The 17188-nt window shown below is 38.9% G+C and carries 12 protein-coding genes and 1 tRNA gene; all 13 read right to left on the reverse strand.

Annotated elements, in window-relative coordinates; translation table 11 throughout:
- Positions 1-85: 85 nt before the first annotated feature.
- A complete protein-coding gene (gene obgE, locus REI64_RS08840; protein WP_308849751.1) occupies positions 86-1087 on the reverse strand; it encodes a GTPase ObgE in 1002 nt (333 codons plus the stop codon).
- Positions 1088-1351: 264 nt separating this feature from the next.
- Positions 1352-1921, reverse strand: coding sequence for an adenylate kinase (locus tag REI64_RS08845; protein WP_308849752.1), 570 nt, complete (start codon positions 1919-1921; stop codon positions 1352-1354).
- Between the two features lie 65 nt (positions 1922-1986).
- Positions 1987-2060, reverse strand: a tRNA-Arg gene (locus REI64_RS08850).
- A gap of 719 nt (positions 2061-2779) precedes the next feature.
- Entirely contained in the window at positions 2780-4453 is a 1674-nt protein-coding gene (locus REI64_RS08855; protein ID WP_308849753.1) for a trypsin-like peptidase domain-containing protein, read from the reverse strand.
- A 261-nt stretch (positions 4454-4714) separates the two neighbouring features.
- Complete coding sequence (locus REI64_RS08860) at positions 4715-5851, reverse strand: TlpA disulfide reductase family protein (RefSeq protein ID WP_308849754.1); 1137 nt, start codon at positions 5849-5851, stop codon at positions 4715-4717.
- 159 nt (positions 5852-6010) lie between these two features.
- Positions 6011-7438: a PKD-like family lipoprotein gene (locus tag REI64_RS08865; protein ID WP_308849755.1), complete on the reverse strand. Its 1428-nt coding sequence runs from the start codon at positions 7436-7438 to the stop codon at positions 6011-6013.
- Positions 7439-7459: 21 nt separating this feature from the next.
- Positions 7460-8311 carry a DUF4843 domain-containing protein gene (locus tag REI64_RS08870; RefSeq protein WP_308849756.1) on the reverse strand — a complete coding sequence of 284 codons (852 nt, stop codon included), beginning with the start codon at positions 8309-8311 and terminating at the stop codon, positions 7460-7462.
- A gap of 121 nt (positions 8312-8432) precedes the next feature.
- Complete coding sequence (locus tag REI64_RS08875) at positions 8433-9896, reverse strand: RagB/SusD family nutrient uptake outer membrane protein (protein ID WP_308849757.1); 1464 nt, start codon at positions 9894-9896, stop codon at positions 8433-8435.
- Positions 9897-9906: 10 nt separating this feature from the next.
- A complete protein-coding gene (locus REI64_RS08880) occupies positions 9907-13263 on the reverse strand; it encodes a SusC/RagA family TonB-linked outer membrane protein (protein ID WP_308849758.1) in 3357 nt (1118 codons plus the stop codon).
- Positions 13264-13539: 276 nt separating this feature from the next.
- On the reverse strand, positions 13540-14655 hold the full coding sequence (locus tag REI64_RS08885; RefSeq protein ID WP_308849759.1) for a FecR family protein: 1116 nt from the start codon (positions 14653-14655) through the stop codon (positions 13540-13542).
- A 208-nt stretch (positions 14656-14863) separates the two neighbouring features.
- A complete protein-coding gene (locus tag REI64_RS08890) occupies positions 14864-15448 on the reverse strand; it encodes an RNA polymerase sigma-70 factor (protein WP_308849760.1) in 585 nt (194 codons plus the stop codon).
- A 99-nt stretch (positions 15449-15547) separates the two neighbouring features.
- A complete protein-coding gene (locus REI64_RS08895; RefSeq protein WP_308849761.1) occupies positions 15548-16075 on the reverse strand; it encodes an adenine phosphoribosyltransferase in 528 nt (175 codons plus the stop codon).
- Between the two features lie 173 nt (positions 16076-16248).
- Positions 16249-17148, reverse strand: coding sequence for a helix-hairpin-helix domain-containing protein (locus REI64_RS08900; protein WP_308849762.1), 900 nt, complete (start codon positions 17146-17148; stop codon positions 16249-16251).
- Positions 17149-17188 lie beyond the last annotated feature (40 nt).

A 17188-nucleotide genomic window follows, 5' to 3' on the forward strand; every position in this document is an offset into this window, starting at 1 on the left:
TTGTATCAGTCGGTTAATCCCATAAAGGGGATTTTGACCTAAATATCTGATAGAAAGTTTGCTATTCAATTCCCCCTTCAGGGGGCTAGGGGGTATTAATCGCTTTCCACAACAAATCTTTCAACTCTACCAATCCTAACTGCGCTACAGAAGAAATAAACAAGTGTGGAACCTGCGCTGGTAACTCTTTCGCCATTTCTTCCTTCAATTCTTCATCTAACATATCCGATTTGGTAATTGCCAGCAAATGAGGTTTCTGCATTAACTCAGGATTGAAGGCCTGCAATTCATTTTTTAAGATCTCGTACTCTTCTGCAATGGTTCTGCTGGTATCTGCTGGCACCATAAACAATAGTACCGAGTTACGCTCAATATGTCTTAAAAATCTAAATCCTAAGCCTTTTCCTTTCGATGCTCCTTCAATAATCCCCGGAATATCGGCCATGATGAAAGATTTGGAGTCTCTGTAAGAAACGATCCCTAAATTAGGTACTAAAGTGGTGAAAGGATAATCTGCTATTTCTGGCTTAGCTGCAGACACAACCGAAAGCAAAGTAGACTTACCCGCATTTGGGAAACCCACCAAACCTACATCTGCCAATACTTTTAATTCTAAAACCACCCACTCTTCTTTGCCTTGTTCTCCAGGTTGTGCAAAACGTGGGGTTTGCAATGTTGGCGATTTAAAGTGAGCGTTTCCTAAGCCACCTCTGCCACCAGCAGTTAATATTTTAGTTTCGCCATCTTCCGTAATTTCAAAAAGCACCTCACCAGTCTCTGCATCCCTAGCAATAGTTCCTAGTGGCACTTCCAAAACCTCATCCTTACCTTGTTTTCCAAATTTGTGTCCGCTACCACCAGCACCTCCATCTTCTGCAATAATATGCTTACGGTACTTCAAGTGAAGTAAAGTCCAAAATTGGGCGTTCCCCTGCAAGATGATGTGACCACCTCTGCCGCCATCACCACCATCTGGACCACCAGTAGCCGTATGTTTATCGCGGTGCAAATGCGCAGAGCCTGCCCCACCTTTACCAGAGCGGCAGCAGATTTTTACATAATCAACAAAATTGGAACCTTGAGACATGAATATTTACGATTTTGATTTACTAAGTACGATTGTTAAATAGTTATATTGTTTTATTGCTGGGATTCGATAGACTCAGCCTGACATACCGAGAACTGAAAACTGTTAACTCCTTAGTGTCCTTTCCCGAATAAGTCGGGACATGCTGTGCCTTTGTGGTAAAAAACTAAAAACATCCGTAAAAATAACTAATGTATTTCATACGGATGCTTCTTTAATAATTTATGTTTTGTGATACGCTAAACGCTAATCACCAAAATCATTTTAATACTTATCGATCACCTTACAAAGATCACCGAAAATAACTTCTATTTCGCCAATACCATTAACTTTAACCAATTTGCCTTGACCTTCGTAGTAAGGTAAAACATGAATAGTTTTAGTGAAGTACTCGTCGATACGCTTTTTTAGTTTTTCTGCATCATCATCTGGGCGGCCGCTAACTTTATGACGTTCTGCAATACGACGTTTCAATTCATCTTGATCAACATCCAAAGCAATTACACCATTAATTTTAGAACCTTTTCCTTCTAAAAACTTATCCAACTCTTCTGCTTGTGGAACTGTACGCGGAAAACCATCAAAGATAAATCCTTTCGCATCCGGATTTTTATCTACCTCTTCTTCCAACATCGCAATGGTAATGCTATCTGGTACTAATTCGCCATCTGCAATTAATTTACTTACTTGTTTTCCTAGCGTAGTTTGGTTTTTGATGTGGCCTCTAAAAAGATCGCCGGTAGAGATGTGTACTAGTTGATATTTATCAATTAGCTTTTGAGATTGGGTGCCTTTGCCTGCACCCGGAGGGCCAAAGAGAACTAAATTGAGCATTTAAGTTTGTCTTTAAAAATTAAAAGCCTTCCCGCTTGGGCGGCAAGGCTTTACCTAATTGTTTGTGCTCTCGTAGGGATTCGAACCCCAAACCTTCTCATCCGTAGTGAGATGCTCTATCCAGTTGAGCTACGAAAGCATTTCCGTATCGTTAACGGACTGCAAAAGTAATGTTTCAATTTTAAATTCGCAATTTTTTATGAGAAATATTTTAAAAGAACCATTACAAATTGTCTAATAATTTGAAAAGCAAGGCTAATGCTAGTATTTGTGAACAGCCCCGCCAACCTGTCCCGACACTTCCTATCGTGTGGACATCTCATTCCTCCCCCTTGAATCCCCCTCCAAAGGGGGACACATAGCGCTTAAGCATTTTGCATATCCCCCTCTTCGAGGGGGCAGGGGGAGGAAAATGGCATTTGCTAATATCTGTGTCCACACGATAGGATACTTCGGGATTCGCTACAACCTTTTTGTAGCACTACTACCACATCATTGTCATGCTTAGTTTATCGAAGCATCGATACACAAACAATCCTTCGACGAGCTCAGGATGACACGACAAAAAGGTTTTCGCTACTGTCGGGTTTAAAACGCAAGTTCCGTGCCTTGGTTAAAGCATTACTAAGCGCCTAACCTATCAGTCCGATTATTATTTAACTGATTTACAGCTTTATACCGGGTTATTCTAACTGACCCTGAAATAAATTCAGAGCTTGCTCCAGATATCGGAGGTGACGGGTATATTGGCACTCCGTATCCCGAAATTAATTCGGGACTAGTTTAAACGGCTTGTTTTGACATATTTAATAATCGAACTCAGGTTCATACACACTTAAAAGCTTAACGCCACCCCATTTATTTAGAACCATTAACAAATTGCAATATCAAATCAGCGGGCAAAGCTAAAGTTGCAATTCGGCTAAACCTTGCAATATTGATCCCCAAAAACTTGCCATTTAAATCGAACACTGGCGAACCGCATTCCGCAGCTTTTACATCCGCATCGTGCGCAAAAACCTTCGCAAAACCGTCACGTCTTCCAGATTTTCCACCGGTAATCCGCTCTGCGGGATGATTAGAACTTCCCATCTTCACCCCTGCTAAAACCAAAGTCTTTGTTAAGGTGGTAGTATCGTTCTTCCAAGTCAAGTTAATTTCATCATCTGGCCAATAGTTTAGTAAAGCTGGTGCAAAATCGTTCGCTTTTTCTATTACCTTACCATTAAGTGCCAATAACTCATCTCCTACTTTAATCCCTGCCTTTCCTGCTGGACTTTCAGGATTAATTAAAGAAAATAAGGCAGGTTTAGAATTAAACTTCAACATGGCACCCAAATAAGGCCTGCTGCTATTTTTCGGAAGGTTAAATATTTCACTACCGTATACACCAGACACTAATTTACCACGTTCTTTTTCAATGTAAATTAGCTTGCCCATCGCTACATTGGTTGTCGATACTTCTGATAAGTTTATTCCACCTCGCAAATCATCCGTACCACTCACAGCTAACAATGCCACATCGTTCTCTCTATCTTTGGCTACTAATGAAAGCTTCGCATTTGGATAGGTGACCAGCTCGGGGTTATCGCCAAGCATAGATAATTTCGTAACTAGAAACTGTCGTTTAGCCCCATTACTATCTTTCTGATTAAACAATGTAGCCAATATCTGTTGCTGCGCCGATTGAACTGTACTCGTTATCGCCACGCAGCTTAATTTGTCCGCTTGAGTATCAAACTTAGGATGCAATTTTTGCTGTTTGCTTTCTTTCTGCAATGTATTTGCCAATGGATCTTTTCCAATGCTATCCTTTTGTTTTGGAAAATCTAAATAAGTAGTTTGCTGCTGTAACGCCGTCCAATAGTTACGATACAAATCAACCGGAATTTCGAAGTTTTGGTCTTCGCCAACATCAACAGCACTATGCAAGCCAATCACACGCCCATGATAGTCGAACAAAGGGCCTCCCGAGTCGCCAGGTTCCATTTTACAGGTAGAACGAATAAAACCGTACTCATTTTTCACTTCGGCAACTCTACCTAATCTCAACGTTGGCAGCTTTTGATCTAAACTTTCTGGATAAGCAATACTGATACACGGCTGACCAGCAACCAGACTATGCGAATAACCCATTTCGGCAAAAGGCCAAATACCTTGGTCGGTAATCTTCATCATACCAACATCGGGCATACCTGGTGTTGTTGGATTATCTATTCGCCCCAAAGCTATAGCAATGCACTCTTTTCCGTCTGGAAAAAATACTTTATAATTTTTTCCCGGAACGGTGGTATGTGCCGCAGTTAAAATATAGCCATCTGCTGTAACTACCACGCCACTAAATTGATTTCCGGTGCGCTGATCTAGTTTGACATCAAAGCTCCAAATGCGCACACTAGCGGGGTAACTTTTTTGAACTGCTTTCGATACAATTTCTTCAAACTGTTGCAGCTTTTTCTTTTGTGCATAACCGTTAAAGCCAATGAGTAATAATACCATTAGTATCTTGATACGGAATTGATATGGTTTCATGTTTTGGGAATGGATTTAAAAAGGCATGACCATTTCTGGCCATACCAATCATTACTAACCTAATTCGATGGTGGTGGGAATTCTTCTTAGAGCTAGAACTTCTTCAGTCGCATAGACGGTTTTCTTTCGGTAGCGTTTCTATGAAAGCAAAAGACATGACCTTCCATGCGGCGTTACCTAACAAAACAACCACAATAGAATTAGATTTAAAGATCTTTAAGCAGACTTACCCTTTTGAGGCAAGCCTGCATTATTGTGCGACTATTTAAAAATTTCTGCCAATTTTGCGTTTAGAGGCTCACCCCTTAAACCATTAGCGATAATCTTTCCTTCGGCATCTACTAAAAAGCTGGCAGGCACGGCACGCACTCCATACAAACGTCCTACTTCGTTGTTCCAACCTTTTAAATCTGATACATGTGCCCATTCTAACCCATCTTTTTCAATGGCTTCTAACCAACTTTGCTTTACATGATCTAAAGAAACGGAGATAATCTCGAAACCTTTATCATGGTAGGTTTTATACTGTTTTACCAAATTCGGATTTTCTTCTCGGCATGGCCCGCACCAGCTTGCCCAAAATTCTACCAACACTACTTTACCTTTAAAACTGGCTAAAGAAACTGGTTTGCCTACTTCGTTATTTTGGGTAAATAGAGGCGCTGGTTTGCCTACCGCAGTTAAACCATTAGCTTCTATACGTTGTGCCAGCTCCTTGCCCATATCTGTTTCCCTCAATTCTTTAGATAACGCATTATAAATTGGCTGAACTTTGGCTACGTCAACTTTACTGCCCGCAGCTTCAGATAAGGCTACTAATGCGTAATAAGACTTTGGATTAGCTTTGGCAAACTCAAACTGCTTGTCGGTTCGGTCTTGCATCCTTTTGCGAAAACGCTTATCTATCTCTTTGATAAAAGTAGTGTCTTTCTTTTGCTCGGGTGTGCCGCTGTTGTACTCCATGTTTGCTGTTTTAGTAACAGCCATAATAGTACCTCCAATAACTTTGTTATAAGCTTCAGACTCATCATAAACCTTAGAACCAGTAAACTTAGCCGTTTGTAAAGAATCCTTCGATGTTAAGCTGAACTGCTCTTTACCAAAGTAGAAATAAATGACATCTCCTGTGTAAACGGCGTGTCCTTTACCTTTTCCGGTATGATCTAATGCCATGCGGGCATAAGCGTTGTTCGAAGTAATAGTTCCACTAAACTTGAACGCTCCGTCAACTAATGCCACCGAGTCTTCGCGACCTCCACCATTGTCCATATAGTCGAAATAAACCATTGCAGGCTTATTCAAATTGCCAACTTTTCCAGTAAAGTTAAAGTTGGGTGTTTGTGCTAAAGCTAACGTAGGCAGTAGCAATGCTGATAAAATCAATTCTTTTATTTTCATTTGTTCAAATTTATTTTCATTTGTGATGCAGCTACCATGAGTTAATCATTCTACTGTGTGATTTTGAAACTCATGGTGGTTTCATTTGTGTTATTTTTAGTTTGAGTTTTATAAATATCCGCCGCAATCATAATGTTCATGCGGCGGAAAATAGTATGTTTATTTTCGAGTTACAATGTCAACTGCAGCCCCTGGAATTCCGTTTATAGTTTTGGTAATTACGCCATTTACGCCTACACTAACGTTCACCGTGTAAACAGCACCTGCAGTGCCCACGGTAAGGGTATTATCGTCGGCACTGATTTTTAACATGGTGATTTTTTTACCAGCAAAATTGGCATCTAACACCCTTAAATCTTCATTAAGAGGATTGTAGCGATAAATCTTATCATTCGATGTAAAGTAAAATACATTTAAGGTATTACGTACCCATTTGCTATCTGTTTGCACCAGCGCTGCTCCAGCAAAAACTCGCTTGCTTATTGCTCTCACCCGCTTGTTGCTGCTATCAAACGTATAATTAAAACCAAGCTCGGTAATGGTACCATCGGGAGCTTTAAAAAATGCGTAAAATGTCCCTGCCTGACCAGTTTGCATGAATAGCAAATCATCCATGCCCACATTCTTTGGATCAAAAGCAGTTCCATCTGGATCTACCACATAATCTTTTCCTAGATAGCTGCCATCGCCACCAAAAGTTACAAAGCCCTTAGATTTAGTATCGAAACCGAAGTAAAAGCCAGGAGTACGTGTAAAATATTTAGACAAAAGGTAGTCGCCTGCCTGCTCATTTGCGAATTTGCCGTAATCTGGAGCAAAAGGTGCAGTAGACATTACACCCACGTACAATTTGCCATTAACCACCCCAGTAGGCACCGTACCCATAAAAGCTTCTAATCTGCCTACATTAATTGTACTTGGCTGCGTAAAAAACTGGTCATTAAAATATCTCTTGCGCAGTAAAGTACTGGCATCTAGCACCGGGCTTTTTGTTGTAGGATCATTACACAACACCCAATAGTCTTGGTTGGTAATGGGCTGGTAAGGCAGTGGATCTGAAAAGTAAAGCTGTACTGGGTTTTTAGGCAAATCTTCGTTGTGAAAAGACTTGTAAATGTCTGCTATGACCGTATTGTCAGGTTTCACAAAAGATAGCCTAGCAGTTCCATTGTCGTCACTTAAAACTAGGTTACCCACGCTGAACTCTGTAGATCCTAAAATTTTAAAGGGCACTACATATCTTAGGCCGTTACGATTATCGATGATAATTAGCTTCGAATTACGCAAACCTGGCCCTAAATTAAACACCATTCTTAATGGAAAACCAGTGTATACCGCTTCCCTTAGCTCTTCAGCGACCATAATGCGCCATTCAAAAGAAAGGTCTTTTTTCGGGTCTGCGTCGGCTATCGTTATTTTAGGATTAAGGATAAGTGAATCGCCTAAAAGCGCTGCAAAAGTAGAATCTCTAAACTCGGTCACCACAGGCTCCGAAGGTGGATGATAATCGTAATTACCTAAATCCTTTTTACAAGCTGTATATAAACCAACCAAAATGGCCAGTGTTAAAATTAATTTAAATTTCATCTTTACTAAGTTTAATAAAGGTTAAATAACAATTTGGTTGCCGCTCTCGTCAATAAAGAAATAGCTGTTAACCTGAGCAAAAAAGCGCATTACGAAACGTTTACTCGGCGCATCTTCGTTGTAAAACTCATATTCGTTACTACCATCAGTTTTCTTTACTAGAACATATCCCTTGCTCGGATTTTTAGCTATCCAAGTCGCTGGATCTTTTAGAAATATCCTAAAACTGTCGATATAATAAAGCGTTCGCGGAATTTGCATATAAGCATCTGGTTTAGACATATCTACTAATTCGGTAGTACCAGAAGCAATCAAAAACAACTGATGTTTCAATCGTCCGTAGTCGCCCAATTGCGATTGCCAATACATCCACCAGCTTGGTCTTTCTAAACGGTTAGAGAAAATGACTTTCTTGGTGCGCAATGGCAAGGGCAAATCTGCCGAAAAGTCGCCACCAGATATTGTTCTAAAACCCAGCGTCACCGATTTTTCTGCTAAACCTTCATCTATGTTCTTAATGATGATTGGGATTTTAAAAGTGGTAGAATCAGCAGGCATAGTATAGCTTGGCTTTAGGGCTTCGTAATGTAAATCTTTAACTGCTGTGGTTAACGAATCTACTACCGATAACACAAACTGACGGCTGCGTGAAGCCTTGTTACCTGTCACAATAACAGGTATCCAAACCGTGTCTTGCCCTAAACTCGGGTTGTAAGCAAAAGAATAACTAATCGTGGTTGTATCCTGTTTTTTATCTTTATCTAAATAATGTAGGTATACATTGTCGGTTGCCTCAAAAGGTGCCAACTCGTTCTTTTTACAAGCCCATAACACTGTGCTTAAAAGCAAAAAGGAAAATATGATCTTTTTCATCCGTATAAAATTTGTCTTCATTTGTGATGAAGCTACCATGAGTTAATCGTTGTTACTACCGATGTAAAATCGGGACAAGTGTGTGATTTTGAACTCATAGTGGTTTCATTGTTTGGTCTATTTAGTTTCTATTAGCTTGCTCTTCAATTGGAAGAGGAAACACAAATATTTTATCAGACGCTGAGTAAATAAATCCTGCGGTGGTAATGATATCGAGATTTAAGCGCTTGTGCATGAAGAAGCTTTGGCTCTCTCCATAAAACTCTTTTCTATATTCGCCTTTTAAGAGATTGATAAAATCTGGTTTCGAAATAGATGCACTTACGTTAGTCCCGATACCACGGTGCACCCTAAACGTATTAAAGTAATCTACTGCCGTTCCCGGATTGGTATCAAAAGAAGATTCGGCTGCAATAAGATACATCTCGCTTAAACGTATAGCCGGTGCCATTAATGGATGCAGGTTAGTTAGTGGCGTGGTATTTACAATGTATTTCTGCAGGTAGAACCTGTCAGATTGATTGGCATCTCTCACTAACCTGAACCACTGTTTGTAGCGCCAATCGTCTGCTCCAACGGTACCTAAGTTATAAATGGAATTGATTTGATCTGCAGTAGCCGAATAATCTGGATTTACCCTTGAGAACAAACCTATTAGTTGCTCCCTAGATTGAGGCACATACCATCCAAAAACAAGCTCATTATAGAAAATTCGATCTCTCTTGCTCACGTCATCAGCAAAGAAATCTGCTTGTAATGTCCATGGGAATTTTTGTGAATCGATAACTTCCTTCGCATTACTTAGAGCATTCACTTTATCATTCTTATAAAGGTAAACACGAGCCAAGGTACCAGCTACAGCGTAATAGTTCATCCTATGCCTTCTGTTCTGTAAAAACAAGGATGGATTTTTCAGTTCTGTAGCTTTTTCTCCTGTTGGATAACCCACCACATAACTAGCTGGCAAAATTGGGTCTTTACCTCTCAATAGCGTTTTGGCTTCTTGTAAATCAGCTATTGCTTTATCAATAACTTCGGTAACGGTAGAAAATGGGGTAGGTTTGGTATCTACCGTAGTTACATAAGGCATTGCCTTAAAGCTGGGGTTATTTTGATAAGAGGCACCGAACATCCTTAATAAATCAAAGTGCATATAAGCTCTTAAAGCCAAAGCCTCGCCTTTCACTATTTCATAATTTTGATCTCTGAAAAGTTCTTTGCGTTGGTCTATTACACTTAAAATTTGATTAAGGTTACCAATTTGCTTGTAGGAATGTGTCCAGATTACGCTGATTTTTTGCACATAGGCTGTAAGTGTATAATCGAATGCAGCAATCCTTATAAAGTTGGCATCAGTAAATTGATAGTTCTGTGCCATGATATCCAAATTGCTGAACGTAAGATTACCGCCATATAAATTGGCACCAGCCAAGCCTACGTAGGCACCATTTAACGCTTCCTTAAAGCCTTCTTCAGATGAAAAAAGTTCTTCTTTAGATACATCAGACTCTGGCTGTATATCTAGAAACTTTTTGCAAGAAGACAGTGCAATTAAGCTAATGAATATGATTAAATATTTTTTCATGTCTTTATGTTTAGAATGAGGCCAATAATGAAAAGGTGAAACTTCTGGCGAAAGGATAAATAGTACCTCTTTCCATTTCAATGCTCGAGGTTCTGAAAATATCATTCATAGCCAAGGTGGTTCGTAGATTTTGTAGTCCGAAGCGCTTCACCATATCTTTTTTAAAGTCGTACGATGCATAAATAGACCTTAGTTCTAACAAGTTTTCTTTTTGAACGAACCTAGATGATACGTTGGTGATCGAAAAATCTGCAATATCCTTGAAGAAAGTTTGGTCGCCAGGTCTAATCCAACGTTGGTTAAGCACGCGGCTATCTACGTTAAACCTCGGATCGGCATTTTCTACACGATCTACTAAAGTTTGGTTATAGGTATAGCCACCAAAACGGTAGAAAAAGCTGAAGCTGAACAAGAAGTTCTTGTAACCAATATTTGGGTTAATATTACCTTCGAACTTTGGCGCACCCTCGGCAATAGGCATAATATCTGCCACATCCCATGTATAAGTTAACGAACCATCTTTCTTTCTAAACATCTCTTTACCAGTTTGCGGGTCTATACCTAAAGATGGTACAGCGTAAATCATGGTCATCGATTCACCTTCGTTAAAACGTACTAGCGGAGTAGACTGTGCATTTTTAGTAGGATCGGTTTGGTACTCATCTATCTTACTATTTAAGGTGTTTAAAGAGTTGGATAAGCTTACCAACCTATTTAAATTATGTCCTAAGTTGGCAGTAACGTTAATGTTAAAGTCTTTCGTTCTTAGTGCATTTGCAGTCAAATAAACTTCAAAACCTTTGTTAGCTACGTTACCCAGGTTTTCTTTATAGGTAGTAAAACCTGTAGAAGGCACCAAATCAATATCAGTGATTAACCCTTTGGTTAATTTGTAATAATATCTTGGAGAAATCACGATACGATCTTGCAACAAACCTAAATCTATACCGGCATCATAAGTGGTTGTTTTTTGCCAGCGTAAGTTAGGGTTACCATAACCCAATACCTGTGCCCCTAAACCGGTAGAATACCAATTGTTAGGCTGATATTGGTATAAGGATCTAGACAAATAGGCTGGAAAAGAAACCGAACCCACTTCTCCAGCACTAGCTTTTAAACGGAGTTGACTAATCACTTTAGATCCTGATAAGAATGATTCGTTGTGCATATTCCAACCAATACCTGTAGACCAAAAAGGTGCAAAACGCTTGTTAGATCCAAAAGCAGAAGAACCTTCGTACCTAAAAGAAGCATCTAGCAAGTATCTATTTTTAAAGGAATAGTTACCTGAGAAGAATGCGCCTGCCAATCGGTTTTCGGTTACATTACCACCAGGTGCAGAATTTAATTTGTAGATACGGGCAAAGCCGATGTTGGTAAAACGATCGTTAGAAAAACCCTGAGCTTCCGTCAATTTATCATCGGTTCTAACGGCAACAATATTAGTTCCCAAAACCAAGTTAAAGTACTGTTCGCCAATCTGTTTATTATAACCTAAAGTTGCCTTACCATCTATGGCTAAACGGTCATTTTCTAGCAACCCGTAAGTTCCTTTATTGTTTAGTTGATCGCTAGGATAAGAATAAAATTGGTTGCTTAAAGGCGAAACAAACTTGTCGTTGCTAGATACACTTTTATTTAAGCTAATTTGACTTTTTAGGTTTAGGCTTGGTGTAATTCTCCAATCTATCGAGAAAGCATCAATAATTTCCAACATGGATGATTTATCGAAACTAGCTAGTGTGCCTTCGAACAATGGATTAAATACATACCTATTTTGGAATTGATCTGCACCATTTTGTTTAGTATCTACTCGCCAATTGGCCAATTCCTGTACAATATCACCATTTTGGTTCCTGATAGGATAATATGGGTTCATTCTTACATAGGTAGAAAAATCTCCATAGGGCGAATTGTTTCCGTTTGCCTGCGTAACGGTAACTTCGTTTCTAAAAATCAGTTTTCTACTCGGGCTGTAGGTAAAACTCATTCCGCCGCTGTAACGATCTCTGTTAGAGCCCAACATTACACCCGGAGTGGTTTCGTAGCGAAGATCTAAGCCATATCTAAATTTCTCATCACCCCCTTGTACATAAGCCGCATGTTTTTGGCGGTAAGCATTACGTAAAGCTTGCGATAACCAATAGGTATCTACCCCACTGGCAACATTTTTTAACCTATTGAAATATTCTGCATCTAGCTGCTCTTGCGTGTTACCAGCATTCTCCATCGCATCATACAATCCTGCTAACACTTCATACTTCAATTTATCTGCAGCATTTAGTACGTGATAATCTGTTAAGTCTGGCGCATTCAAAGTGGTTTCGTAATTGTACGATAGCTGGAGTTTACCTGCTACCGGCGCTTTGGTAGTAATTACAATAACGCCATTGGCCGCTCTAGAGCCGTAAACGGCAGTTGCCGCAGCGTCTTTTAATAACGTAACTGATTCTATCCTGTTCATGTCTAGGTCGGTTACTTTTTGTAGCGTAACCTCAAAGCCATCTAACATAAAAGCTGGCAAGTTGTAGTTGCTCGATAGATTGTTACGGTCCAATAGGTTGCCTGTATCTTCGATGGTAGGCAAGGCAGTAGCTCCCCTTACATTAATTCGCGGCAATGCATTAGGGTCAGAGCCAAAAAGATTGTTATCTAAAACTTTAAATGAAGGATCGAAAGTTTGGATACTCTTAATTAAACTCTGCGGATTGTTCTTCTGCAAATCTTCTCCCTTAATTACAATAGCATTACCTGTGTAGTTGTCTTTTTTAATGGTTTGATAGCCTGTAACTACCACATCTTTCATTTGTATAGACATAGGAACTAGCTTTATAACTAGATTTTTGCCACCAGATGCTGGAACTTCCAAAGGTTCGTAACCTATGTAACTAAATACGAGGATCACTCCCTCATCGGCAGTTACTATAAATTCACCTTTGCTGTTGGTTGCACCTATAGTTGCGCCGCCTTTGAGAGAAATATTTACACCAGGCAGTGTTTCTCCAGTGTTTTTGTCGCTTACCGTTCCCTTTATATCAATTTTTGCAGATTGATTTTGGGCAGTAGATACTTCATCTTTTTTGCTGATCACAATCGTTTTGTTGATAATGTGATAGCTCAGCTCTTGGCTTTTAAATAAAGTGTTCAACGCTTCGTTAATAGATGCTTTTTGAAGTTCTATCTCTACATCCTGCTTGTTCTGCAACACATTGCCCTTGTAGAAAAAGAAATAGCCCGTCTGTTTTTTGATCTCCTTTAAAATATTTTTAATAGATCCTGTTTGGCGGGGAATGGTTACGGTTTGCGAATAACTTGCCGCCGACACATGCAATGCAACAGTTAGCAATAAAATGGCAGTCAATTTCATGACCAATAAAAGTTTAGTCTTTACGTTCCGCTTTTTACACGCAGACTTGTAAAGGGTAGTTAATTTCATACCTTTATAGTTGAATGAGGTTTAATAATAAGCAGTTAGGTCTAAAACAGACTGCTTGTCCGAATTTCTGGCCGGAAGCGTTGCTGCGCTTTCGGTTTTTTTTAAAGGTACTTTCCGTTAAATTTCTGGTAGTTTTTTCATCAATAGTTTGTTGTTTAAGGGTTTGTTGATTTTGTTTATTTGCGTTTCATGCATCTTCAGGTATACTTAATCACCAATAATGGTCATTGTTTTACCTGATACTTCTACACGGATGTGGTTCAATTCTAATATTTTAAATACTTCGGCGAGATTGGTGTTTCTGGGAATTTCTCCAAAATATTTTTCTGTGGTAATTTTCCCTTTGTAAACTACGTCTATATCGTACCACCTAGATATTTGGCGCATTACCGATTTTATATCCTCATTGTTGAAAGCGAAAACTTCATTTTTCCAAGCAATGGTTTGGTCTGCATCAATACTTTTGTCTATCACTAACTGTTCATTAGAAGTACTAAGCTTAGCCTGCTGTCCGGGTTTTAAAAGCACTTGGTTATCTCCTGCTTCTATTTTTACTGAACCTTCTAAAAGAGTTGTTTTTAACGTAGGCTCGTCTGCATAAGCGTTAACATTAAAATGGGTACCTAAAACTTCTACCGTTTGATGAATGGTATTCACTCTAAAAGGTCTGCGCTGGTCTTTAGCGACTTCAAAATATGCCTCGCCTTTAAGTTCTACCAATCGTTCGTTTTTATCAAAAGGGTAAGGATATTTTAATGAACTTGCTGCATTAAGCCAAACCTTTGTACCATCTGGCAGACTCACCTGATACTGGCCACCACGAGGTGTAGCAATGGTATTGGTGCCGCTGACAGCATCAGGACTGTCTTGAACAACGTATTCTAGCTGTCCATTTTCGGTCTTGCGAATAATAATTCCGTTTTGCTTAGAAATTTCGCCATTAAGTGCTTGATCAAGATCAACCACAGTACCATCTGCTAAGGTCAATGTAGCTTTGTTACCTCCGGGAAGTACATCCTTTAGTTCTTTTTTCGCTAATACTACAGGCGTATCGGCCTTTCTATTAAAGAAGATTAGACCAAAACCTATACACACCAATAAGCTTGCAGCTACAAGCAAAGGTTTTAGAAAAGGAAATGTTTTGGTCTTTTGTAAGTTTAATCGACCAATCACCTCTTCGTGGCTTGCAGCAATTTGCTCGGCACTAGGCGAATTACGTTGATACGGGAATTGCACATACCAATCTTCCACTATAGCTTTTTCCTCTGGCGTACATTGCCCAGAAAGATATTTTTTCAACAGTTTTGCTGCATTCTTCTCCATAAATAGGAAGTTAAAGTTTGGTCGGTTATATATAGTACGGCAAAGTCCCTAGCTTGGGGGTACTAATAGTTTATATTTTTTTGAAAAAATATTTTAAGAAAGAAAAAAGACTAAAAAAGCAATAAGAATACGATGTATTACACGGATAACAAACCATATATACACCACAAAGTCAAAGAAAATTAAAAAACAATGCCAACTTAATAGATTAGGAATTGATTTTTAATAAAAAAGCAACGTAAACCACCAAACCCAACCTAGATCTAAGAATTTTTAGCGCTCTTTTTACTTGAGTTTTTACAGTTAGTTCTGAAATACCTAATTCCTCAGCAATTTCTTTATGAGATTTGTTCTGCATCCTGCTTAGCAAGAAGATCTCCCGCATTTTAGGCGGAAGGGAGTCGATCTCTTTCTCAATCAACTCTTTCATCTGCTTTTCCCGGATTTTATAATCGGTGAGCTCATGATCTTGATCAATAAAGCTCTGCAAGGAATCTACATACTTGTTTTCTACCTCTTGATGGGAAAATATATCTAAAATACGATGACGAATAGCCGTATATAAGTAAGCTGATAAATTTCCATCTGGCTTTACTTGAGTCCGCTTTAGCCACAGCGATTCGAATAACTGCTGAACTGCATCCTTAGCCTCCTCATCGTTGTTTAAGCGTTTACTGGCATGAATAAACAACAAGCCATAAAATCGATGATAAATTTCCGTAAAAGCATGCTCATCATCCTGCGTAAGCAGATAAGACAATTCACTATCAGAATATGAACGGTAGGAAGGCATGATTACACAAATGTAACTTAAAATGAGGTTAAAAGCCAATGAATACAAGACTTTTGCTCAATTTTACTATTGACCACACATACCAGAAGTAGCGCAAATCTAATAGTCTGCCAACGAAAACACGCTTTCGCTATACACCTTTAACCTATCTTTACCATTAAGAAAAGCCAGATTAATTAAAAAAGAATAACCAGCCACCCTAGCACCTAATTTTTGCACCAACTGTGAAGCAGCAACCACTGTTCCTCCGGTAGCCAATAAGTCATCGTGTATCAAAACGTTTTGCCCTGCTTCAAAAGCATCTTCATGAACCTCTAAAGTGGCACTTCCGTATTCCAAATCATAAGATTGCTGTACCGTTTTGTAAGGTAATTTCCCAGCTTTTCTTATTGGCACAAAAGGAACGTTTAACTTCTGCGCTAATGCCAAACCAAACAAAAAACCTCTGCTTTCTATTCCGGCAACTACATCTATTCGAACTTCTTTAAGTTGCTCAGCTAATGCATCCGCTATTTCGTTGCACAGAGCGGGGTTTTTCAATATTGGGGTAATGTCTTTGAAAATAATCCCTGGCTTGGGAAAATCGGGCACATCCCTAATAATTTGTTTGATTTTATCGGATACCATTTTGGTTAATTGTTGCTTACTGAGCACTGCCAATTTAGAACTTCACTCAAAAGTAAGAAAGCTTAGTATATTATTCTTAATTTTAAATAATGTATTGCGAAAATATTTATAAATGGTTAAAACCATAGCTCACGGTTTAAACTGTGGGCTAAATCAACATCAAAAAACTCACATCAATTAAATTCCAAATACGGCGCCATCTTTTGAATAACTTCCGATTTTAAAATCAAGACCTTATTCAAATCGGTTATGCTTTTATAGGGGCCATGTTGTTTTCTGTATTGAATAATGGCATTCATTTGCTTAAAAGTTAAATAAGGATGTCTTTTCAAATCGTCAAACTCAACTTTGTTAATGTCTATTTTCTTAATTCCATCTAAATCAATCTTTACCTGATCTTTAATTTCTATAAACTTTGGCGTATCTACCCCGAAAACTTCAAACAATTGTTCCTTGGCATAAAAACCTCCTAAGCGTTCCCTGTACTTTACAATCCGCCTTGCGAATGCCGCCCCAACCCCTTTGATTTTATCTAGTTCCAATGTATCGGCAGCATTAATATCTACAATTATAGGTTCTTTCTTGGTATACGTAGAAGCAGGTTTCTTGTCTGGCTGTTCAATTTTTGAAATAGAAACGTAAGGCAGTAAAGCTTCATATTTTTCGGGAGAAATAGTGTATATCTTTTTGAGGTCTTCGGGCTTATAAAACTTGCCACCTTTCTTCACATAATTTACGATAGACATGGCCTGCTTGTATGAAAGTCCAAATTGCTGCCATTCTTTTTCTGTGATTACGTTGGGATCGAACGGAAAATAACGAACCGGCTGTTTGAGATTACTACCTTCAATCTCATTCCTTGTGTTTTCGTACTTTTTGCGATGATACCTGTCGACCAGTTCTAGTTTTTGCAGCGCCAACTTTTCTTGAGGAGTTGAAATTTGATTTTTATAGCGATAATATTGATAGATGTAAGGCGTGAAGGTAACGAGCAAGATCAATAACAAAAGATACAATAATCCGTTATACTCCCGCTTGCTGAAACCAAAATTATTGATTAGCCAGTTCTTCATATTTTCATAGATTAGATAGGTATATAAATATAATCGTTAA

This window comes from Pedobacter sp., assembly GCF_031119335.1.
GTDB lineage: Bacteria > Bacteroidota > Bacteroidia > Sphingobacteriales > Sphingobacteriaceae > Pedobacter.

Excerpts from the sequence above, each read along its gene's own strand:
- obgE (WP_308849751.1), bottom strand. The coding sequence starts at position 1,087 with ATGTCTCAAGGTTCCAATTTTGTTGATTATGTAAAAATCTGCTGCCGC.
- REI64_RS08845 (WP_308849752.1), bottom strand. The coding sequence starts at position 1,921 with ATGCTCAATTTAGTTCTCTTTGGCCCTCCGGGTGCAGGCAAAGGCACC.
- REI64_RS08855 (WP_308849753.1), bottom strand. The coding sequence starts at position 4,453 with ATGAAACCATATCAATTCCGTATCAAGATACTAATGGTATTATTACTC.
- REI64_RS08860 (WP_308849754.1), bottom strand. The coding sequence starts at position 5,851 with ATGAAAATAAAAGAATTGATTTTATCAGCATTGCTACTGCCTACGTTA.
- REI64_RS08865 (WP_308849755.1), bottom strand. The coding sequence starts at position 7,438 with ATGAAATTTAAATTAATTTTAACACTGGCCATTTTGGTTGGTTTATAT.
- REI64_RS08870 (WP_308849756.1), bottom strand. The coding sequence starts at position 8,311 with ATGAAAAAGATCATATTTTCCTTTTTGCTTTTAAGCACAGTGTTATGG.
- REI64_RS08875 (WP_308849757.1), bottom strand. The coding sequence starts at position 9,896 with ATGAAAAAATATTTAATCATATTCATTAGCTTAATTGCACTGTCTTCT.
- REI64_RS08880 (WP_308849758.1), bottom strand. The coding sequence starts at position 13,263 with ATGAAATTGACTGCCATTTTATTGCTAACTGTTGCATTGCATGTGTCG.
- REI64_RS08885 (WP_308849759.1), bottom strand. The coding sequence starts at position 14,655 with ATGGAGAAGAATGCAGCAAAACTGTTGAAAAAATATCTTTCTGGGCAA.
- REI64_RS08890 (WP_308849760.1), bottom strand. The coding sequence starts at position 15,448 with ATGCCTTCCTACCGTTCATATTCTGATAGTGAATTGTCTTATCTGCTT.
- REI64_RS08895 (WP_308849761.1), bottom strand. The coding sequence starts at position 16,075 with ATGGTATCCGATAAAATCAAACAAATTATTAGGGATGTGCCCGATTTT.
- REI64_RS08900 (WP_308849762.1), bottom strand. The coding sequence starts at position 17,148 with ATGAAGAACTGGCTAATCAATAATTTTGGTTTCAGCAAGCGGGAGTAT.